The organism is Brevundimonas sp., from assembly GCF_965279155.1.
GTDB lineage: Bacteria > Pseudomonadota > Alphaproteobacteria > Caulobacterales > Caulobacteraceae > Brevundimonas.
Genome location: NZ_OZ257138.1, coordinates 2,253,558 through 2,274,802 on the forward strand (window position 1 = coordinate 2,253,558; position 21,245 = coordinate 2,274,802).

Below are 21,245 nucleotides of genomic sequence, written 5' to 3' on the forward strand. Positions count from 1 at the left end.
ACGGGGCCGATAGAGGGTCGTTTCATCACAACGGACACAGCGATCTCACGACGAACTCAACGCGCGCGGTTTCGTTGTGTGCGTGGTGAAGCCGTTGTGATCGCCGTGATGAACTCGACCGAATTTCAAGCCCGCTGACGCGGGAACAGCTCATCGGCAACCAATATTCAACGCCGAAACAGCCAAAGAAAAAGGCCCGGAGATCGCTCTCCGGGCCTTCGTCGTTCTGGACTGTCGTCGCCCTACTGGGCGGCGCCGGCGGCCGAGCGGACCTCGACCGGGATGCCCAGGGCGTCCAGTTGCGGCTTGACCACCGAGGCGTCGCCGACAACCACCCAGACGAACCTGGACGGGTCGATCGCGGCCTTGGCTGCGGCATCCAGTTGCGCCGCCGTCAGGGCGTTGGTGCGGGCGGCGATGGTTTCCGGATAGTCGTCCGGACGACCCAGCAGGTCGTTGCTGCGCAGGGCGCCCAGAACGGCCGCCGAGGTCTCGTAGCTGCCGGCCAGACGGCGGGTGTTGCCGTTGATGGTCCGCTCCAGCTCGGCCGGCGTGACGCCCTTGCCGCCCGACAGGAAGTCGTTGAACTGAAAGTTCAGGGCTTCGATGGCGGGGCCGGTCTTGTCGGCCTGGACCGGAGCGGTGACCAGATAGGGCACGCGTCCGGCGAAGCCGGCGACCGAGGCGTTGACGCCGTAGGACCAGCTCTTGGTCTCGCGCAGGTCGGAGTTGATGCGCGACAGGAAGTCGTTGCCCAGCACATTGTTCGCCGCGTTCAGCACCAGCAGGTCGTCGCTGCCCGAAGCCGCCAGAACTTCACCGCCCATGATGTAGGACTGGGGCGATTGCGGACGGTCGATCAGCACGATCTTGGGCGTAGCGGCCGGGATCGGGGCCGAGAAGTCCTTGACCGCCTTGGCCGATGCGGGCGGGACCCACTGACCGAAGGCGGCGTTCAGGATCGGCGTGATCTCGGACAGCGGGCGGTCCGAGACGACGAAGATCTTGGCGTTGTCGGGCCGGATCCACTTGGCGTAGTCGGTGCGGATGTCGGCCTCGGTGATGGCCTTGACGCTGGCCTCGTCGCCGTTGCCGCTGAACGGACGGCCATAGGGGCTGGCCGATCCATAGATCAGTTCCGGCAGGGCGCGGCTGGCCAGGGCGGCCGGCTGGGTGCGCTCTGCGGCGATGCGCGACAGGCGGGTGGCGCGCAGACGCTCCAGCTCCGCCGGGGCGAAGGCCGGGCTCCTGACCACCTCGGCCAGCAGGGCGACCGACGGCTGGAGGTTCGGCGTGACCGCGGACAGCTGCACGACCGAGCGATCCATGGTCGCGCCGGTGGTGATGCTGGCGCCCAGCGCCTCCTGCGCCTCCGCCAGTTGCGTCGCGTTCAGGGTGCGGGTGCCCTCGTCCATCAGGTCCAGCATCAGCGTCTGAAGGCCCAGCTTCGTCCGGTCGTCGGCGGCGAGGCCGGCGTCGAAGTCGATGGCGATCTTGGTGGCGGGCACGGCGTCGCGCTGGGCGTAAATGACCTCCATGCCGTTCGACAGGCGGGCGCGTTCGACGGCCGGGAAGTCGACGTTGGCGACCTGGCCGATCTCGGGCCTGGCCATACGGGCGACGCGCTGGATTTCCGGCGCCGGCGTATGGTTGGCGCCCGACGGGGCCGCAGCCGCCTCGGCATAGGCTTCACGCTCGCCCACCAGCGTCGTCAGCGTATAGGCCGGACGAGTCAGCCACTTCTGCATCGCCGCCTGGACCTGGGCCGGCGTCACCGCCGCATAGGCGGCCAGCTCCTTCTTGTAGTGTTCCGGATCGCCGGCATAGAGCTGGCCTTCCGCCAGGGCCGTGGCCTTGCCGCCGAAGCCGCCGACCTGTTCCAGGCCCTGGATGCGACGCGAGGCGTATTGGGTCACGACGCGGTTGATCTCGTCCTGCGTCGGGCCGTTGGCGATCAGGCCGTTCAGGATTTCGCGGGTGCGAGCCTCGACGGCGGCCGGGTCCTCGCCGGGCTTCACGGTCGCGCTGATCTCGAAGATGCCGACGCGATGATAGGCGCCGTTCGAGGCGCTGACCGACACGGCGCTTTGGTCGCCGCGCACCAGTTCGTTGTCCAGGCGCGAGCTGGCCAGACCGCCGAGCACCGAGGCTCCGACGCTGAGCGGCACCGAATCCGCGTCCAGCATGCCGGGCACCACCCAGCTGATCTCGACCTGGGCGTTGGAGACGCGGTCGTGCGTCGTCTCGTTGACGGGCGCCGACAGGGTCGGGACCGGAGCCTGGGCGGGGGTGTTGACCGGACCCTTGGCGATGGGGCCGAAATATTTCTCGGTCAGCTCACGCGCCTTGGCGGGCGTGATGTCGCCGGCCAGGACCAGCACCGCGTTGTTGGGGCCGTAGTTGGAGGTGAACCAGTCGCGCACGGTCTGCATCGACGCCGCGTCCAGATCGGCCATCGAGCCGATGGTCGAGTGGCGATAGGGGTGGCCTTCGGGGAACAGGGCTTCCAGCTGCTTGTACTGGTTCAGGCCATAGGGCTGGTTGTCGCCCTGGCGTTTCTCGTTCTGGACCACGCCGCGCTGCAGATCGAGCGTCTCCTGGCTGATGGCGCCGAGCATATAGCCCATGCGGTCGCTTTCCATGAACAGGGCCTGTTCCAGCGCCGGCGTCGGGACCGTCTCGAAATAGTTGGTGCGGTCGAACCAGGTGGTCCCGTTCATGTCCGTCGCGCCCATGTTGCGCATCGGGGTGAAATAGCTGCCGGGCGCGTTTTCCGAGCCGCCGAACATCAGGTGTTCGAACAGGTGGGCGAAGCCGGTCTTGCCGGCCGGCTCGTCCTTGGAACCGACATTGTACCAGACGGACACGGCGACGACCGGGGCCTTGTGGTCTTCGTGGACCAAGACGGTCAGGCCGTTGTCCAGGGTGAACTTGGTGTAGGGAATATCGACTTCGGCCACCAGTCGGCGACCGGCGCGGCCTGGACGGCGGGCGCAGCCGCCTGGGCGGCCGGGGCGGGCGCGACAGAGGCCCAGACAGGGGTTGAAACCGCCAGAAGGGCGGCGGCGGCGACGAGAGAGCCGGTGCGGCGCATGCGAGATCCTCAGGATTGCAGTTGGTGTGGACCATAACGCTGGTCTGCCGTGTGGCAACGCGACGGAATGAAACATGACCAAAGGTTCATGTTGGCTGGCCTGAAGCCCGGAAAAGGTTGCATCGCCGGACCCCCGGTCTTATGCGCGCGTCAACTCCCCGACGACTGCCGCCCAAGCCTGTAGAAAGAGCCGCCATGTCCGCCCCCGCCGACAAGCCCATCAAGAAGGTCGTCCTCGCCTATTCGGGCGGCCTGGACACCTCGATCATCCTGAAGTGGCTGCAGACCGAATATAACGCCGAGGTCGTGACCTTCACTGCCGACCTGGGCCAGGGCGAGGAGCTTGGCCCCGCACGCGAGAAGGCGCTGAAGCTGGGCATCAAGCCCGAGAACATCTTCATCGACGACCTGCGCGAGGAGTTCGTGCGCGACTTCGTCTTCCCGATGTTTCGCGCCAATGCGCAATATGAGGGCGACTATCTGCTGGGCACCTCCATCGCCCGTCCGCTGATCTCCAAGCGCCAGATCGAGATCGCCCGTCAGGTCGGCGCCGACGCCGTCTGTCACGGCGCCACCGGCAAGGGCAACGACCAGGTCCGGTTCGAGCTGGGCTATTACGCGCTTGAGCCTGACATCCGCGTCATCGCTCCCTGGCGCGAGTGGGAGTTCCGCAGCCGCGAGGCCCTGCTGGACTTCGCCGAGAAGAACCAGATCCCGATCTCCAAGGACAAGCGCGGCGAGGCGCCCTTCAGCGTCGACGCCAACCTTCTGCACTCCTCGTCCGAGGGCAAGGTGCTGGAAGACCCGGCGGTCGAGGCCCCCGAGTTCGTCCACCAGCGCACCATCTCGCCCGAGGACGCGCCGGATAAGGCGACCGTCATCGAGATCGGCTTCGAGCAAGGCGACGCCGTCTCGATCAACGGCGAGGCCATGAGCCCGGCCACCATCCTGACCGCCCTGAACCAGTACGGCCACGACAACGGCATCGGCCGTCTGGACCTGGTGGAGAACCGCTTCGTCGGCATGAAGTCGCGCGGCGTCTATGAGACCCCCGGCGGCACGATCCTGATCGCGGCTCACCGCGGCATCGAAAGCATCACCCTGGACGGCGGCGCCATGCACCTGAAGGACCAGCTGATGCCGAAATACGCCGAGCTGATCTACAACGGCTTCTGGTTCTCGCCCGAGCGCGAGATGCTGCAGGCCGCCATCGACCTCAGCCAGAAAAAGGTCTCCGGCACGGTCAAGGTCAAGCTCTACAAGGGCAATGTCAGCGTGATCGGCCGCGAGAGCCCCAACAGCCTGTACGACCAGGATCTGGTGACCTTCGAAGAAGGCGTCCAGGCCTATGACCACCACGACGCCGAGGGCTTCATCAAGCTGAACGCGCTGCGCCTGCGCGTCCTGGCCAAGCGCGACGCGCGCAAGGCCTAGGCCTGAAGACATGACCGTCAAAGATCGTGTGCGGGTCCGCGAAACCCGGCTGCTTTCGGACAATTGGTATGTCCTGAAGACGACGACGTTCGACTGGAAGCGCACGGACGGCTCCTGGCAGACGCAAAGCCGGGAGCATTACGACCGTGGAAACGGGGCGGTGCTGCTGCCTTACAATCCGGCCGCAGGGACGGTGCTGTTGGTGCGGCAGTTCCGCTACCCCGCCTTCGTCAGCGGATACGACGATCTGCTGATCGAGGCCGCCGCAGGCCTGCTGGACGACGCCGATCCGGAAACGCGTATCCGCGCCGAGGTCGAGGAGGAACTGGGCTACAGGCTGGGGGCGGTTCGAAAAGTCTTCGAAGCCTTCATGAGCCCCGGATCGGTGACGGAAATCCTGCACTTCTTCGTCGCCGAGTACGATGCGTCGATGAAGATCGGCGATGGCGGCGGGCATCCTGACGAAGGCGAGGACATCGAGGTCATCGAACCGACGCTTGTCGAGGCCCTGGCCATGATCGCCGACGGCCGCATTCGCGACGCCAAGACCATCATGCTGCTGCAACATCTGGCGTTGACGCTTCGGACGTAAGGGCGCCTATCGGGGCTGGTTGGCGATCTCCGACCGGGCGATCCTGAGGATGGCCCGGTTCCGGTCGTCCGTGACCCAGATCGATCCGTCGGCGGCGACCGCCAGAACCACCGGCGCGCCACGCGGCTGGCGGCCTGCGACCGTGTCCCAGCCTGGCGTCAGCACCTTGCCGCGCACGCTGGGCGCCCCGGCCGGATAGGTCAGGGAGCCGCGCGGATAGATGGCGTAGCGACCGCCGATGTCGGTCAGGGGGCGGCCTTGCCCGTCCGTCTCGGCCGCCACGATCCGGCCGCCCGCGCGGCGATAGCCGTGCCAGCTCATCAGCAGCCGGCCGCGCAGTTCGGGGAACATCGCCCCCTCGTAGTAGATCAGATCCAGCGGCGCGGCGTGCGGCGGCAGCAGGGCCAGTGGGCGGTCGCGCTGTCCGCACTGCGCCTGGGTCGCGCTCCAGCCGGGCAGGGGCGTCGCCAGATCCACGCAATAGGGCCAGCCGTAATGGCCGCCCTGACGCAGCACATTGATCTCGTCATAGGGATGGTCGGGCGTGGTCAGATCGACCGAGTTCTCGCCCTGAAGAATGGTCCCCGACGGGTGCCTTGCCAGGGCGATGGAGTTGCGCAGGCCCGAGGCGAAGACGGTGCTGTCTTCGGCCCACCGACCGTTCCCCAGATAGGCGTGACGCCGCACCTGGGCCGTCGCGGCGCTGTCGATACAGGCGCCGGACGCATTGGCGCGCGCCCGGCCTCGCGCATCCACGCAGCGGTCGCTGGGGGCGCCGACATTGACCAGCAAATCACCATTCCCATCGAAGACGAAGCTGGACAGGGGGTGGCGATTGGCGTGCAGCCGGTTGTCCGGCAGGTCGCCGATCACCGTGCGCACCGTCGTCGCCGGATCGGCTGCGTCGGGATCCAGCGTCAGGATCCGGTTCATCTCGGACACATAGAGGCGCCCGTCCGGCCCCCGAGCCGCCGTGTGCGGCATGTTGAGGCCCTGGGCCAGCCGTCGCCAGCGCGGCGCGCCGTCCGCCCCGAACGACAACCGCCAGATCGCGCCGTTGCCCGGATACCAGTTGCCCAGGTCCGTCACCAACCAGTCGCCGCCGGACAGCGCCAACAGGCCGCGCGGCATCCGGGGCCCATCCGCGCCCGATCCCTGCCACACCAATCCCAGGCAATAGCCGGGCGCCATCCGCACCATGGTCATGGGCCGCCCGCCGCAGTCCCCCTGTGTCGCATAGGCGCCCTGGGCCGCGCTGGCGCTGATGGGCGCGGCGACGAGAAGGGCGAGCAGGGCCAGCAGGCGGACGGTGTTCATGGGCGTAGAAGTCCCGACAGGCGGCCGAAGATCAAGCCGTCACGTCAGATCAGGCCCTGCTCCCGCGCTGCCGCCGTCAGCCCGTCGCGAAACTCGGGCGCGGCCAGGGCGATCAGGGCGCGGGCGCGTTCGCTGGACGACTTGCCCTTCAAATTGGTCCAGCCGTGTTCGGTGGCGACGATGTGAGTGTCGTTGCGCGGCGTGGTGACCGGCCCGTCCAGCCGCGCGACGATGCGCGACGCGGTCCCCTTCGCCGCCGTGGAATGACAGGCGATGATCGACTTGCCGCCTTGTGAGCCATAGGCGCCGCGCACGAAGTCCAGCTGACCGCCGGCGGCCGTGAACTGGCGCCCGTTCAGGAACTCCGAACAGCAGGCGCCGGTCAGATCGACCTGAAGCGTGGCGTTGACCGAGATCATTTTGGCATTGCGCGCGATCACGGCCGGGTCGTTCACATAGGAGACCGGATGGGCCTCCATGCCGCGATTGCCGTCCAGAAACTCATAGGTGTTGAGGTCGCCCATCGAGAAGGCGAAGACGCCCACGCCGGGATGCAGGGTCTTGCGGGCATGGTTGGCGACGCCGGCCTGCATCAGTTCGACCAGGCCGGGCGTCAGCATCTCGGTATGGACGCCCAGGTCGCGGTGGTCCTTCAGGGCGTCGCAGACGGCGTTGGGCAGGGCGCCGATCCCCATCTGCAGCGTCGCGCCGTCCTCGACCAGATCGGCGATGATCCGCCCGATGGTCAGGTCCGCCGGCTGAGGCTCGGCGCGCGGCACGACCAGCAGGGGGGCTGAGTGTTCGACGATGCCGGCGACCTTCGACACATGGACGGTGCAGTCGCCGAACACGCGCGGCATGTGCGGATTGACCTCGACGATCACGGTCCGCGCCGTCTGCGACACCGGTTTGGAATAGTCGGTGTTGGTCCCGAACGAGAAGAAGCCGTCCTCATCCATCGGCGACACGGTGCAGACCAGCGTGTCCACCCCGACCTCGTCGCACAGCAGGCGGGGCGATTGCTGGAAGCCGGTGGGGATGAACTGGACGGGATTGGGTCGGCCCTCCTCGTGCGCCCGCTGTTCCAGCCGCCGCTCGATGGCGCTGTGGAACAGGCTCCATGGCCGGATCCGGTCCATCAGCTCATAGCGCAGCACCGTGTCGCCCGCGATGGCGGTTGAGAGCAGATAGTAGAGATTGACGTCCTCGACCTCGCCCCGCTCCGCCCGTTCGGCCAGGGCCTTCAGCAGGGCCGGCGGCTGGGAGACGCCCAGGCCCATGGCGACCTTGGCGCCCGAGGCGATCAGGGCGGCGGCCTGATCGGGGGTCTTCAGGCGTTCGGCGTATTGGGCGGCGTGGTCCATGGCTCATCTCTCGCGGCGTTCAGCCAGACTAGCCTGTCGCGGACGGCGCCGCGGGCCTAGACTTTGGTCGCGGCGATCACCGTCTCGACCTCGATCGGCGACGGCTCGTCCTGTAGCGGCGCCCGGCGACGCTTCTGCCAGCGCGCCACGCCATAGGCGATCAGCCACAGGGCCATGGCCCAGGCTGCGCCGACGGCCCAGCCGGCGAAGACGTCGGTGGCCCAGTGGGCGCCCAGATAGATGCGGGTCAGGCCGACCAGCAGGGCCATCAGGATTCCCACCCCCAGCACGAAGACCTTGAACCGCTCTCGCGGGAACGCGCGCGTCAGCATGACGGCGACGGTCAGATAGAAGACGGTGGACAGCAGGGCGTGACCCGAGGGGAAGCTGGCGTTGATCGTCTCCACCGCCTGCATGGCGGCAGGCGGCCGGGCGCGTTCGAACACCGCCTTCAGCCCTTCCGAGAGCGCGACGCCCCCGGCCAGGCCGACGACCAGCAGCAGCGACGACAGCCATTTCCTCTGGCTCAGCAGGAAGACAATCACGATCAGGGCGAACAGGCCCAGCACAGATATGCCGCCCAGAGAGGTGAGGTCGGCCGCCGCCTCCTTCAGCCACCACGGTCCCCACGGTCGGCCGGGATCGTCGGCATAGGGCCGCATCAACGCCAGGATATGATGATCGAAGGCGATGCCGCCGGCCTCGGTCATGTCGTCGGCCAGTTCGACAAACGTCAGGACCCCCCCGGCGACGACGAAGAGGGCGGCAAGCGCCGCGATCTCCGTGCGGGCGACCGTCAGGACGCGTATCAAAAAGGGACGAAGATTAGACTGGGTCATGGACGGCCCAAACGGCCAAGCTCGCCCTATGTTCCGATCACGCGTTCGTGATCGCGCTGTCGCGTGAACGTAAAGGGGCCGTGCTGGCTTGCGCACTGGCTTTTCCCCAGGCCTGCGCGACTTGTCCAAGCGATTCGCCCACTAAGTGTCCGTCAAGCCCGTTGACGGGTCATTAGGCATATGCGCCCTATATGTGGGCTCGGGGAGCGCAGAGGCCACAAGATGATGTGGTTACGGCGCAGGTGGCTCTAGGCTTTTTCTGTTCAGGACGCGGATGACCATGGCTGGCGGCGAGGCATTGAAGACGACGGAATTCCAAGGTGTTGCGGGAACGCAGACGCCTGAACGCCCCCACCTGACGGTGGTGAAATCGGTCCAGGTGGACCGGTCGCGCGACGCCCTGCTGACCGATTTCGGCAAGAAGACCCTGGAAGACCGCTACCTGCTGGCCGGCGAGAGCTATCAGGACATGTTCGCCCGCGTCTCGACCGCCTTCTCGGACGATCCCGAACACGCCCAGCGTCTTTATGACTATATGAGCCGCCTGTGGTTCATGCCGGCGACCCCGGTCCTGTCGAACGGCGGCGCGGATCGCGGCCTGCCCATCTCCTGCTTCCTGAACGCCGTGGGCGACAGCCTTGAGGGCATCCAGAACGTCTGGAACGAGAACGTCTCGCTGGCCTCGAATGGCGGCGGCATCGGCACCTACTGGGGCGGGGTCCGCTCCATCGGCGAGAAGGTCAAGGGCGCGGGCAAGACCTCGGGCATCATCCCCTTCATCCGCGTGATGGACAGCCTGACCCTGGCGATTTCGCAGGGCTCGCTGCGTCGTGGTTCGGCCGCCGTCTATCTGGACATCCACCACCCCGAGATCGAGGAGTTCCTCGAAATTCGCAAACCGTCGGGCGACTTCAACCGCAAGTCCCTGAACCTGCACCACGGCATCAACATCACCGACGAGTTCATGGAGGCGGTGAAGGTCGGCGCGACCTTCGACCTGAAGTCGCCCAAGAACGGCGAGGTCATGAAGACCGTCGACGCCCGTTCGCTGTGGACCAAGCTGCTCGACATCCGGATGCAGACCGGCGAGCCCTATATGATCTTCTCCGACACGGTGAACCGCCAGATGGCGCCGCACCAGCGCGACCTGGGTCTGAAGGTCAAACAGTCGAACCTGTGCGCCGAGATCATGCTGCACACCGGCCGCGACCACCTGGGCGTGGACCGGACTGCCGTCTGCTGCCTGTCGTCGGTCAACGCCGAGACCTTCCTGGAATGGCGCGAGGAGCCGATGTTCGTCGAGGACATCATGCGCTTCCTGGACAACGTCCTGGAGGACTTCATCCGCCGCGCCCCGCCCGCCATGGCCGCCGCCGTCTATTCGGCCAAGCGCGAGCGTTCGGTCGGCCTCGGTTTGATGGGCTTCCACTCCTTCCTGCAGGGTCAGGGCGTCGCCTTCGAAAGCGCCATGGCCAAGTCGTGGAACATGCGCCTGTTCAAGCATCTGCGTCGCGAGGCCGACAAGGCCAGCCGCCTGTTGGCCGAAGAGAAGGGTCCGTGCCTGGACGCCGAGGAACGCGGCGTGATGGAGCGGTTCAGCCACAAGCTGGCCATCGCCCCGACCGCCTCGATCTCGATCATCTGCGGCGGCACGAGCGCCGGCATCGAGCCGATCCCGGCCAACATCTACACCCACAAGACCCTGTCCGGCTCGTTCGCGGTCAAGAACCCCTATCTGGAGCGCCTGCTCGACCAGAAAGGGATCAACACCGAGGCCGTCTGGAGCTCGATCCTTGAACAGGAGGGCTCGGTCCAGCACCTCGACGAACTGGACGAGGACGAGAAGGGCATCTTCAAGACCGCCTTCGAACTGGACCAGCGCTGGGTGGTCGAACTGGCCGCCGACCGCGCGCCGGAAATCTGCCAGGCCCAGTCGTTGAACCTGTTCATCCCCGGCGACGTCAACAAATGGGACCTGCACATGCTGCACTGGTCCGCCTGGGAACGCGGCGTGAAGTCGCTCTATTATCTGCGCTCCAAGTCGGTGCAGCGGGCCGCCTTCGCCGGGGCCGAGGACAAGGCCGAGGTCGTGATCGACCCGAACCAGCCCGACCTCTTCTCCATGCCCAAGACTGACTACGACGAGTGCCTGGCCTGCCAGTAAGGCTTCAGCACCGAAGACCCTGAAGGGCTCCGCGACAGCGGGGCCCTTTTTACATTTGGGAACCAGCGCCGGTTGTCCTCGTTGAAAAGCGACGAAACCATGTCGAAAACCTGTTGGACTCCTGCGCCGGGTGGTTGCAGTGTGAGTTCAGCGGATCGGTGGGGAGACCGGATGCGTTTGAAGGCCTGCATGATTGGAGCGACCGGCGTACTGGCGACAGCCTGCGCCAACGCCGCCTGTGCGCAGACCTGGGCCCCCAACGCCTTCGACGCTGCGCCGGACGCCGCCGGCGCCGTCATCGCACGTCTCACCGACCAGACAAGTTTCCGCGTCGCGCCCGACGCCCGTTTCGGCCCCGAGATCGAAATCCCGACCGCCTTCCGTCCCGAGGACGGATCGGGTCTGTCGGCCAGCACCCGCCGCGACGTCTGGATCGACCGAACCGACTTCACCGACCGCGTGACGCTGGAGACCGCCGGGCGGCTTCGTCGCGCCGACGGCTCGCCCCTGCCGGTCACCCCCGTGGACCGGGCCGAGCTCGATCCCGACGCCTACGACCTGCGCTATGTACGCGGCTTCCGGGCCGCGCGCGGCCATACGGCTTCGGGCCTGGAGGTCAGCCTGACCCCTCACGCCGGCCTCGGCGTCGGCAGTGAAGGCCGCTCGGCCGAGGCTGGCGTGACGCTCAAGATCGGCGAGGGGCTGGACCGCCTGGCGCCCAACGGCCGCGAGCGGTTCGGCGAACGGCCGCGCTGGTATCTGTACGCCGCAGGCTCGGGCCGCGCCGTGGGCTACAACTTCGCCCGCACACGCGATGGCGACTACACCCGCTCCGGCTATACCCAGGACAAGGGCAGCTTCCTAGGCGACGCCTCCATCGGCGTAGCCTATCGCAAGGGCGACGTTCAGACGTCCTTCGGCGTCGTCTATCGCGAGATCGACGCCGGTAAGGGTCTGCGCGGTATGAACGGCCTCGATACCGACGTCAGCGAGGGTCTGCTGGCCTTCCAGCTGTCGATCCGCCCCGGCCGCTGAGCCTCTAGCGAACCTCTGATACCGCCACCCCTTCGCGACGCGGATCCGCCCCCGCATCCCATCGACCGTCGCGCCAGATCGCCCCATGAAGTCCCGAGGTCTCGGTGGCGTTGGGTTGAAGCCGCATGCCCGCCGCGCCCAGGGCGTCGCGGATCTCTGGCGCGATCATGTCGGTATCGGCGCCGACCATGTCGCCCCGCACCACCAGATTGGGCAGGGCGATAGCCTCCTGCATCGACAGGCCCCAATCCATCGTCCCGACCAGAGCCTTGGCCACATAGGCCAGGATGCTGGACCCGCCCGGCGAACCGATGGCCCCGACCAGACGGCCCTGTCGATCTAGGATCAGCACCGGCGTCATCGACGAGCGCGGCCGCTTGCCCGCCGCCACCGCATTGGCGGCCGGGTGATCGTCCTCGCGCGGCGTGAACGAGAAGTCCGTCAGCTGGTTGTTCAGGAAGAAGCCGCCGACCATCCGCCCGTTGCCGAAGATGCTCTCCACCGTCGTGGTCATGCTGACGGCGTTGCCCCAGGCGTCGACCACGACCATGTGCGAGGTGCCGCCCGGCTCGGCCGTCTGGTCGATCCCGCGCGGCGGCGACCCCGTCGGCGCCCCCGCCTCCACCGGCCCGTCGATCTGGGGCGCAAGGGCGGCGCGCGCAGCGACATAGTCGGGGTCCAGCAGGCCCGCGATAGGCACGCCGACGAAGTCGTTGTCGCCCACATAGCGGTCGCGGTCGGCATACATCAGCCGCTGCAACCGCCCGAACGCCACCCAGGCCTGCGGGCTCGCGGCGCCCTTGTCCAGATCCGGCGTTTCCTCGGCCATGGCCAGGAACTGCAGCAGGGCCACGCCGCTGGAAGGCGGCGGCGGCACGCAGATGACATAGGCCTGATAAGGCCGGCAAATGGCGTCGCGACGCAGCGGATGATAGGCGGCGATGTCCGCCTCGGTCAGGCCGCCGGGACGCGGCCCTTCGCGCACCGCGTCGGCGATTTCATGCCCGATGGAGCCGCCATAGACGACGCCCGGCCCCTCCTGCGCCAACCGCGCGACTGTGTCGGCATAGGCGGGGTTCTTCAGCGTGTCGCCCGCCTGATACCGCGTGCCGTCCGGCTTGGTGAAATAGGCGGTCGCCCAGCGGGTCCGCGCCTGGGGGAAACGCCCGTTGATCATGCCGGCCAGACGCGGGCTGACGGTGAACCCGTCGCGCGCCAGCCGCTCGGCGTCGCCGAACAGGTCGCGCCACGCCAGCTTGCCGTGATCCTTCTGCGCCATGGCCAGCATGGCCACCGCCCCCGGCGCGCCCGTCGACCGCCCCGACAAGACCGCGTCGATGAAGGGCAGGGGCTTGCCGTCCTCGTAGAACAGCTCGGGCGTCGCCGAGGCCGGCGCCGTCTCGCGCCCGTCATAGGCCGTTACCGTCCCTGTCCCGGCGTCATAGCTCATCAGGAAGGCGCCGCCGCCCAGGCCCGACGACTGCGGCTCCACCAGCCCCAGCACCGCCTGGATCGCCACCGCCGCATCCACCGCCGACCCGCCGCGCCGCAACACGGTCATCCCCGCCTCGACCGCCAACGGATTGGCCGCCGTCACGAACGGCCCCCGAGCCGAGGATGGCGCCGGGGATGACGCCGTGGCCGAAGCCGGAGCGCCCGCTATGAGTTGGGGTGTCGCAGCATCCATCCCCGCCGTCGTCTGACACCCCGCCAGGACGACGGGCACGAGCAGGGCGGCGATCTGACGACGAAACGAGCGCATGGACTATCCGGGGCGGCGAGAGCGTCCCAAAGGCCTAATCCGTCCCGCGCGCCGCGCCAACCGCTCTATCTGCGCAAAACTGCATTCCCCCGCTTGCGTCCGCCCAATCCCCGAGCTAAAGACCCGCCCTCGCCGCAAGGCAGCCGCACCCGTAGCTCAGCTGGATAGAGCACCAGACTACGAATCTGGGGGTCGGGCGTTCGAATCGCTCCGGGTGCGCCATCCTTTTCCAAATATTGTGAATGACTATATGCACGCGTCCGTGACGCGTGCATCGGCTTTGGCGCTGTCCTGATAACCACCGTAAGCGCATAGGGCCGCGATCTGGGATCGGTCGCCGTGCCGGCTAATCTGGTCGCTGTTCCGCATCTCTGTGGTCCCAACGTCCGGCGGCAGGAGTCATTCGTGCCAAGGTGTCCGAAGAGACCCAAGCGCAGCTGAGGGCGGGGACTTGTATCTGTCTGGCAGTCACGCTGTGCCGGCAGTCAGAACGGCTGCTGGCGCGACCAGACGCAGGTAAACCGCCGCTTCATGCGTCTCACTCGGCCTTCGGTGGCTCGCCGCCGCGGGTGAACATCATGATTTCGGGGGATAGCCAGAGGGGCTTTCGCTCGGGGCCTCGTCTGCCGAGAGCAGTTTTCCTGTGTCGGGATCATACCGGAAGACCTCTTCGATCTGGTTCGTCTTGACGCGGAGAAGGCCGTTCTCCAGGTCGTCCTGGACGTGGATGCGGCGATCCGCAGCGCCCGCGCAGGCGACGATGGCGCCGGATTGAAATCCGGTTTCGATCGGCCGGACAAGGCAGGACCGGCCCATGCCGTCGGCCAGGGTCAGCCATCCTTCTTGCGTGATCGTGTGGCTGTAGACCGGGCCTCCATGCCGATCGATGGTCGTGAAGGTCTGGCCCAGGCCGAATGTTCTCTGAGGCGCATCCAGGAACTGGATACCGACCTGGTTGCGGACCAGCAGGCCCCGTCCGTCGATGTAGTAGTGAGCGATCTGGGTGCCGGCATTGTCGGGCCAGCGCATATGCATGTGCATATGCGCCGGGGCGTCGGTGTGGCCATGCGGCAAGTTGGTGTCGAATCCCATGATGAGGATCTTGCCCAACCCCTGTCGCTCGACGGCCAGACCCAGGCCCAGTTCGCGAACGACCTCCCTTTGAGCGAAACTCAATGTGTCGGCCGCCTGCCGCTGCAGGAGGGGGGCGGGCGCATCGCTGTAGGCGCCGGCCCGACGGGCGGGATCGTCATGTTCGAACCGAAGCACCATTCCGGGTTCGACGATGTTCGTGTGGAATTCGCCGGCGTTGACGGCGTCGTCGCTCAACGGCGGAAGATGAACGGTCAGACGATCGCCGACGTTGGTGAAGGCGATGTCTCCGGTCTCCAGCACCACGCGCCGAACGCCGCCTCCGTGCGTTTCGAAGGTCAGGTCTAGGGTTCGACGCCGGGGAACGCGCAGGTCGATCAGGGTTTCATGCGCATTGTCACGCGCGAACTCGGGATCCTGAACCAGGACGCAGGACGGGCAACTCGATGGGTCGAACACCACCGTCCCCGCCGCAGGATCGGTCTTCACGAACTTGACCACCACCCGAACGTCTTCGGACGGTGTCTGCGCTGACGCGGGCCAACCAATGCCGACCGTCAGGATTGCAACCATGGTCAGGGTTCTGATGATCACGACGCGCCTCGCGTAAAACATGATGAGGATAGGGTGTGCGCAGCCGCCGGATCGCCTGGCGACGATCCGGCGGCGCTGTCGGGGTTCAGAAGTCGGGTTTCCACGACAGACCGAACCAGACGGTCGAGCCGACGGGGAAGAAGTTGTTGACCAACTGACGGTCCACGCCCTGGCGCACCTCGAACGGTTCCTTGGTCAGGTTCTGCACCTGGAAGATGGCGTCCAGCCCCCTCACGACCTCATAGCGGAGCTGCAGATCGACCTGTTCGCGCGGCTCCTGATAGAGATCGCGCTCCGGGGTATCCTGATCGGCCTGTTGCAGGGCGCGACCGATGCGGTTGTAGGACAACCGTCCCTCGAACGGACCGGAGGCATAAAAGACCGTCAGATTGACGATGTAGTCCGGCTGCTGGATCAGGCCGCTGGTTTCACGAACGCCGGGCCCGCCGTTTGCAATGCTGGCGGCGCTGGTCGGCAGGTTGAACGACCCTTCCAGCAGGGTCAGGTTGGCGTTGACGCCGAACCCCTGCAACGCCTCGGGCAGAAAGTCGAAACCATCGTCGGAATAGCCGATCTCCAGGCCCTTAACCTCGCCCTCTGCGGCATTCAGCGGTGTGCGCTGAACCACGTTGGCATAGTTGACGCCGAGATAGCTGGTTGCGGGACCGGCCTGGATCGCCGTGAAGATTTCGTTCTTCAAAGACTTGTAGAAGCCGGCGACCGAGAACAGCCCTCCTCCGGGCAGGTACCATTCGTACGACAGGTCGTAGTTGACCGCCTCGCGGGGTTGCAGGTTCGGATTGCCCGTATTGATCGTCAAGACGCCGTCTGTGCCGATGCCGTAGGTCGTGCGCGCGGCATACTGGCTGTAGTCGGGGCGACCGATCGTCTGTGTCACAGCCCCGGTCACACGCATATCCTGCGTAAGATTATAGGTGGCCAGGAAGGACGGCAGGGTGAACGCGTAGTCGGTCTTGCGGGTCAGCGGCGTATAGACGGTGCTGCCCGCCGTGGCGGGGACCTGGAAAGTATCGACGGTCAGGTCGGTGGCGTCGCGACGCAGCCCTGCCGTCAGGAACAGCCGGTCGGAGCGATAATGCCCCTGGACATAGAGGCCGGTCGTCTCTTCCAGATCGGAGAAGTCGTCACCGAAATTGTTGGCGCGCTGGTCGGTCGCGACGAACTGGGTGGGATTGGCCGCCACATAAGCTAGCACGCGGTCGGGATCCACGACCAGATACGGAACCTGTGGGGTGTCGCGGCTGGTGAAGCGTCGCGGATAGATGAAGTTTCCCAAGCCGCCGATCTGGGCTTGAGAGACGGCATTGGCCGACGTCAGTTCGGAATAGCGGACATCGAACGACAGGTCGGTCCTGGTGATGTTGGCGCCGACGCGACCGCCGAACCCCTGGTCGTCGGCGTCGGCATTGAACGCCAGTTCGGCCTTGCCGAACAGGACGTCGGTGTTGGACTGGCGGAATACGTCGCGAATGTAGAGCAACTGATAGGCGTCAGGATTGGCGCCCAGCGTCGGATTGGTATGAACGCCGCGCGGAACGCCGTCCTCGAAGGCGTAGGTGTAGCCAAAGCTGGGAATACGCGTCGTGGTGACCCGTCCGGGAATGACGTTGCCCGCCCATTTATGGAAGGTGCGCTGCTCGTCGTAGGTGGCGTTGGAAGCCGAGCCGACCAGGTTCAGCGTCCAGTCCGAAGTGAGATCGAAATCTCCCTTCAAGGTGAACAGCGTCGTGTTGCGCTCCTGCGGTTGACGAACGATGCCTTGCTGAAGCTCGCCTGTCGCGAAGCCGCCCGTCTCGGCGGTCAGGGCGGTGGGCGCTCCGCCTGGAATGGTCAGAATCTCCGCCCGGAGTTCTTCATCCTTGTCGTGATAGTAGCCGGCGAAAGCCGAAACCTCGGCGGTGTCGCTGATCCGGTATTCCAGCTTGGCGTTGAGGCTGGCGCGGGTGCGTTCGTTGTCGAAGCGAAAATCCTGCAAGCGAACCGGCGCGATGAACCCGGTCGAAGACAGGTTTCGGAAAGGCGTCGCCGTCCCTGTCGCCGTGTAATAGGTATAGCCATTGCCGTTGGTGTCGCCAGGCAGTTCGCTGAACGCCGAAGACGACAGGTTCTGATACTCGCCCGACACCACCAGACCGAACTGGTCGTCGGCCCCGAAGATCAAGGCGCCCGTCGCATCCGCCCGAAACGACGGCTTGGCTTCGGCCAGGAAATCGCCTGCCGTGGAGTTGGTCCCGGCATAGGCGTTCAGCGCAAAGAAGCGGTCGTCACGGGCCGTGAAGGCGCTGCGAGAGACGATGTTCAACTGACCGCCCAGGGCATGAGGATCGAAGGCGGCAGTCACCGTCTTGATGGCCTCGATGCGCGCCACAAGCGACACCGGCAACTGTTCCAGTCGCGCCCCTCGCACGGTGAACTCGCTGCTGGCGATCGGCGCGCCATCGACGGTGATCAGGTTGTAACGAGGGTCCAGTCCCCGGATGGTGACCCGCTGATAGATGTCGCGGTTCTTGGTCGCGTCCAGACCGCCGACCGTCGACAGGCCCACGATGCGCCGCGCCGATTCCACGACGTTCAGATCCGGCAAACGGCCGATGTCGTCCTGGCTGATCGAATCCAGGATTACATCCGATCGCCGTTTCGCGGTGACGGCCGCGTGCGCCGAAGCGCGATAGCCCGTGACCACGATATCATCGACATCGGCCGCAGGCGGATCGATCTGCTGCGCCCAGGCGGGCATGGCGCCCAGCATCGTCAGCATCGTCGTGGCGGCCAGCATGGCGCGCCGCTGATTGAAGTGGATCATGAAGTTTCCCCAGAACGTCAGACCGCCCCGGCCTGCTGAGTTTATATATATCATTATGTATGATATTAATTTGACAGTTCTTGAGTTTTTGCCTTGTGTTCAAACCGCCTCACGAGACATCACCGCGCTATGAGTCCCCGAAAACCTGATCTCAAAATCCCGTCTCAGCGTCGAGGAACGGCTCGCTTCGAGACGGTGACGCTACGAGAACGTCAGCTTCTGACCGCGATCCGAAATGCGGGCGAGATCTCCAGGTCGGAATTGATCAAGGCGACCGGGCTTAGCGGCGTCGCCGTATTTCGCGGCACGGAAGACCTTGCCGCTCAAGGGCTTGTGGAAATCGGCGCGACGGTCGCCAAGGGCCGGGGCCAGCCAAGCGCGGTCGTCAGCTTGCGGTCCGACGCCTTGGCGACGGTCGGACTGTCGGTCATGACCGACTATGCCGAGGCGGTGCTGATGGATTTCACAGGCCGCATTCTGACGAAGCAGGAATTGACGCTGGACGGGATGCCGCGCGAAGCGATGCTGGACGCCCTCATGACCTTCATCGACGAGAGCGCCCAGGCCGCAGGCATTGCCGTGGACTCGATCTTCGGACTTGGCGTGGCGTTGGCGGGATTCTTTGTGGGCGAAAGCTCAAGGATGAACCCCGCCCGAGAACTGGATGACTGGGCCTTGATCGACCTTCAGGCCTTGATCGAGACGCGGACCGGCTATCCGACGATGGTCGAAAACGTGGCCACGGCCGCCGCCGTCGGCGAACGCCTGCTGGGTGTCGGCCGATGGGCGCCGAGTTTCGGCTATCTCAACTTCGCCGGGGGGCTGGGCGCGGGCCTCATCATCAACGGCGAACCCGCGCGTGGAAAATACGGCAACGCCGGCGAGATCGGAGGGCTGACCGAAGCCCTCGGTCTGCCGCATCCCAAGCTCGACACACTGCGCGACATGCTGTCGGCTCATGGCGTGGAGACGACCGGAATCACCGACATGGTGCGGCGCTACGACGACGACTGGCCGGGTGTTGCGGCATGGATCGAGGGCCACACCGCCTCGTTCAACATGATTGCGGCGGCGTTCCGCTACATCACGGACTGTGACGCCATCGTCATCGGGGGGCGTGCGCCGGCGGCTCTGGCGCGCAGGATCGCCGACGCCATCACCTGGATCGAAGACGCTCGACCCGTCAGGCGCGACGCACCTCTTCCCGCGCCCAAGGTCGTGATCGCCGAGGTGTCCTCCGATTCAGCCGCCATCGGGGCGGCGACGCTGCCTCTCCGTTCGGGCTACTTCCTGTAAGCGCGCATCACGATGTCTGTCCAAAGCGAGATCGACGCCTGGCGATGTGAGCCTTCGGCGGGTTCAATGGGCGCGGCGCGGTAGGGTCTTGCTCGAATAGTCTGATCGACAGGAACGCGACGATAATACCGCCCAGGATCGGCCCTGCCGCCATCCAGGCCACGACAGGACCGGCGGCGGCTGCATAGGTCCGATAATCGATGCCGGCGAGGATCAGGCCGACCAGTCCGGCGGACACGGCGTGTCCCATTTTGGAACAACAGGTGTAGACTCCGAAGGCCGCCGTTCCGGGAAATCGCGTATTCGGGGCCGCGGCGACGCCGGCCAGCAGCGACCACACCGACATCATGACCCCGCCCGAGCCCACGCCGTAGATGGCGACGCAGATCGCAGCGATCACGCCGCCATGACCGGCTCCAAGATAAAAAAGCATCGCCCCCGCCGTCGTCGTGGCCAGGGCGGCGCGCAGCACGACGACCAGACGCCAGGATTGGGCCAGGCGAGACCATCCGAACTGGCTGAACAATGATCCCAGGGCCGCCGCGGAAAGGATCATGCCGGCGTCGAAGACGCCGCGGACGCCAAAGGCTGCGAAATATGGGTTCAATTTGGAAAAAATTGGCACGGACGCCGAAAGGCTGAACGCCATGGCGAAGATGGCGATCGCTCCCATCCGTGCGTTCATCGGTTTTGCGACCCCGATAGCCTGGCATCGAGCCGCCCCCTTGATGCAAACGCCCGGTTCGCGACGCACGCGCGAGTAAAGCGCGATCGCTGTGCCGATCGCCAGTGCGGCGAGGCATGCGCACAGCCACCAGAAGCGGTCGGATTGGGCCTTCGCGGCGACATCGATCATCATCGGTGCAAAGATCGCGGCGAGGGCGAGATGCGCCGTCCCACCGACCAGATATCGGATCGAGGCGAGTTGAGCCCGCCCGCCGTCGTCGCCTGTCGCGAACGCCAGCATGGCGTTCTGCGGATTGTCCAAAAGAGGATAGGCGCACCTGAACACCAGAATGCTGGCCAGGGCGAAACCGAATTGAAGGGTTTCGGGCAGTGCGCCGGTGGAGGCGAAGATCACCAGGGTCAAACCGCTCGCGACCGCGCCGATCATCTGCATGCGCCCGGCTGACCGGCTGGTCGTCACGACGTGCCGGATCAACCATCCCAGAACAAGATCCATCACCGCATTGACCAGTAGCGAAAGCGCCAGGATCAGACCGACGTGGGATGGAGGCAGGCCGACCGCCTCGGTCAGGAAAAAGGCGAACAGCAGTTCGCTGGCGTGCCAGATCAGGCTCTTCGCCCCATGCGCCGCGCCATAGGAGACGATGAACGCGGAACTCGCTCCACCCAGGCGACCCATCTCTGCGCCTCCCCGCGCTGAACATCGGTGAACCGCCTAGACCCAACCCGTGACAGTCTTCTGACAACGGTCGCTCATGCGCGTTTGCCCCAGGCGTCCGTCCTCTTTCTCCAGACTACGAACTCTGGAGGCATGCGTTCGAATCGCTCCGGGTGCGAAATTTTATAAAATATATCAGTGGCTTGTGTAATGTACGCCCCAAGGTGTTCGTTTGGTTGATTGTAACATTGTCCTGCAGCCCAGCTTAAGTCTCTGCTTTTAAAGCGTTGCCCTTGTCGTATCGGTCTGAGGCTCGCGAAGAGGCTCGATGCTTGAGGCGCGCATACGACATCTCCGGCAAGCATAAGGACTCAGGTCAGCGTAGCGCGGCGCTCTGGTTTGCATCGAACCTGCATGACGCCTGCGCCGACAATCCATCGGCGGCGCAACCGAACTTGACGGCTATAGCGGAGAAGTCTGTCCCGAAAGGGAG

Annotated in this window: 13 protein-coding genes and 1 tRNA gene; 6 read left to right on the forward strand and 8 right to left on the reverse strand. The window is 65.8% G+C overall.

The window, feature by feature from the left end:
* Positions 1-242: 242 nt before the first annotated feature.
* Positions 243-2,960, reverse strand: a complete 2,718-nt coding sequence (locus ACQY72_RS10810) for a M16 family metallopeptidase (protein WP_428153524.1) — start codon at positions 2,958-2,960, stop codon at positions 243-245.
* 329 nt (positions 2,961-3,289) lie between these two features.
* Here ACQY72_RS10810 and ACQY72_RS10815 point away from each other — a divergent pair, with 329 nt between their 5' ends.
* A complete protein-coding gene (locus ACQY72_RS10815; protein WP_428153525.1) occupies positions 3,290-4,528 on the forward strand; it encodes an argininosuccinate synthase in 1,239 nt (412 codons plus the stop codon).
* Positions 4,529-4,538: 10 nt separating this feature from the next.
* The gene (locus tag ACQY72_RS10820) at positions 4,539-5,120 is read left to right on the forward strand and encodes an NUDIX domain-containing protein (RefSeq protein WP_428153527.1); all 582 of its coding nucleotides are present in this window, start codon (positions 4,539-4,541) and stop codon (positions 5,118-5,120) included.
* A gap of 6 nt (positions 5,121-5,126) precedes the next feature.
* Here the strand turns inward: ACQY72_RS10820 and ACQY72_RS10825 are convergent, their stop codons facing one another.
* From ACQY72_RS10825 to ACQY72_RS10835, 3 genes are read right to left on the reverse strand one after another with little or no spacing between them, the layout of a single operon-like run.
* Positions 5,127-6,437 (reverse strand): PQQ-dependent sugar dehydrogenase, encoded by a 1,311-nt coding sequence (locus ACQY72_RS10825; RefSeq protein ID WP_428153528.1) that lies wholly within the window; start codon positions 6,435-6,437, stop codon positions 5,127-5,129.
* Positions 6,438-6,481: 44 nt separating this feature from the next.
* Positions 6,482-7,801: an acetyl-CoA hydrolase/transferase family protein gene (locus ACQY72_RS10830; RefSeq protein WP_428153530.1), complete on the reverse strand. Its 1,320-nt coding sequence runs from the start codon at positions 7,799-7,801 to the stop codon at positions 6,482-6,484.
* 56 nt (positions 7,802-7,857) lie between these two features.
* Positions 7,858-8,640 (reverse strand): phosphatase PAP2 family protein, encoded by a 783-nt coding sequence (locus ACQY72_RS10835; RefSeq protein WP_428153532.1) that lies wholly within the window; start codon positions 8,638-8,640, stop codon positions 7,858-7,860.
* A 274-nt stretch (positions 8,641-8,914) separates the two neighbouring features.
* Between ACQY72_RS10835 and ACQY72_RS10840 the strand changes: the two genes are divergently transcribed.
* Both ACQY72_RS10840 and ACQY72_RS10845 read left to right on the forward strand, forming a co-directional pair.
* On the forward strand, positions 8,915-10,804 hold the full coding sequence (locus ACQY72_RS10840; protein ID WP_428153533.1) for a ribonucleoside-diphosphate reductase subunit alpha: 1,890 nt from the start codon (positions 8,915-8,917) through the stop codon (positions 10,802-10,804).
* Positions 10,805-10,975: 171 nt separating this feature from the next.
* Positions 10,976-11,839 (forward strand): lipid A-modifier LpxR family protein, encoded by an 864-nt coding sequence (locus ACQY72_RS10845; protein WP_428153535.1) that lies wholly within the window; start codon positions 10,976-10,978, stop codon positions 11,837-11,839.
* A gap of 4 nt (positions 11,840-11,843) precedes the next feature.
* Here the strand turns inward: ACQY72_RS10845 and ACQY72_RS10850 are convergent, their stop codons facing one another.
* Entirely contained in the window at positions 11,844-13,601 is a 1,758-nt protein-coding gene (locus tag ACQY72_RS10850; RefSeq protein ID WP_428153536.1) for a gamma-glutamyltransferase family protein, read from the reverse strand.
* A 145-nt stretch (positions 13,602-13,746) separates the two neighbouring features.
* Here ACQY72_RS10850 and ACQY72_RS10855 point away from each other — a divergent pair.
* A tRNA-Arg gene (locus tag ACQY72_RS10855) sits at positions 13,747-13,823 on the forward strand.
* Positions 13,824-14,177: 354 nt separating this feature from the next.
* On the opposite strand, the gene ACQY72_RS10860 is transcribed toward ACQY72_RS10855, so the two are convergent.
* Both ACQY72_RS10860 and ACQY72_RS10865 read right to left on the reverse strand, forming a co-directional pair.
* Positions 14,178-15,287: a hypothetical protein gene (locus tag ACQY72_RS10860; RefSeq protein ID WP_428153537.1), complete on the reverse strand. Its 1,110-nt coding sequence runs from the start codon at positions 15,285-15,287 to the stop codon at positions 14,178-14,180.
* Positions 15,288-15,372: 85 nt separating this feature from the next.
* A complete protein-coding gene (locus ACQY72_RS10865) occupies positions 15,373-18,111 on the reverse strand; it encodes a TonB-dependent receptor (RefSeq protein WP_428153539.1) in 2,739 nt (912 codons plus the stop codon).
* 261 nt (positions 18,112-18,372) lie between these two features.
* On the opposite strand from ACQY72_RS10865, the gene ACQY72_RS10870 reads away from it, so the two are divergent.
* Positions 18,373-19,407 (forward strand): ROK family protein, encoded by a 1,035-nt coding sequence (locus ACQY72_RS10870; RefSeq protein ID WP_428153540.1) that lies wholly within the window; start codon positions 18,373-18,375, stop codon positions 19,405-19,407.
* A 7-nt stretch (positions 19,408-19,414) separates the two neighbouring features.
* Here ACQY72_RS10870 and ACQY72_RS10875 read toward each other — a convergent pair whose 3' ends face one another.
* Entirely contained in the window at positions 19,415-20,773 is a 1,359-nt protein-coding gene (locus tag ACQY72_RS10875; protein ID WP_428153542.1) for an MFS transporter, read from the reverse strand.
* Positions 20,774-21,245: the final 472 nt, after the last annotated feature.

Coding starts and splice junctions, on each gene's coding strand:
- ACQY72_RS10815 (WP_428153525.1), top strand. CDS start 3,290: ATGTCCGCCCCCGCCGACAAGCCCATCAAGAAGGTCGTCCTCGCCTAT.
- ACQY72_RS10820 (WP_428153527.1), top strand. CDS start 4,539: ATGACCGTCAAAGATCGTGTGCGGGTCCGCGAAACCCGGCTGCTTTCG.
- ACQY72_RS10825 (WP_428153528.1), bottom strand. CDS start 6,437: ATGAACACCGTCCGCCTGCTGGCCCTGCTCGCCCTTCTCGTCGCCGCG.
- ACQY72_RS10830 (WP_428153530.1), bottom strand. CDS start 7,801: ATGGACCACGCCGCCCAATACGCCGAACGCCTGAAGACCCCCGATCAG.
- ACQY72_RS10835 (WP_428153532.1), bottom strand. CDS start 8,640: ATGACCCAGTCTAATCTTCGTCCCTTTTTGATACGCGTCCTGACGGTC.
- ACQY72_RS10840 (WP_428153533.1), top strand. CDS start 8,915: ATGACCATGGCTGGCGGCGAGGCATTGAAGACGACGGAATTCCAAGGT.
- ACQY72_RS10845 (WP_428153535.1), top strand. CDS start 10,976: ATGCGTTTGAAGGCCTGCATGATTGGAGCGACCGGCGTACTGGCGACA.
- ACQY72_RS10850 (WP_428153536.1), bottom strand. CDS start 13,601: ATGCGCTCGTTTCGTCGTCAGATCGCCGCCCTGCTCGTGCCCGTCGTC.
- ACQY72_RS10865 (WP_428153539.1), bottom strand. CDS start 18,111: ATGATCCACTTCAATCAGCGGCGCGCCATGCTGGCCGCCACGACGATG.
- ACQY72_RS10875 (WP_428153542.1), bottom strand. CDS start 20,773: ATGGGTCGCCTGGGTGGAGCGAGTTCCGCGTTCATCGTCTCCTATGGC.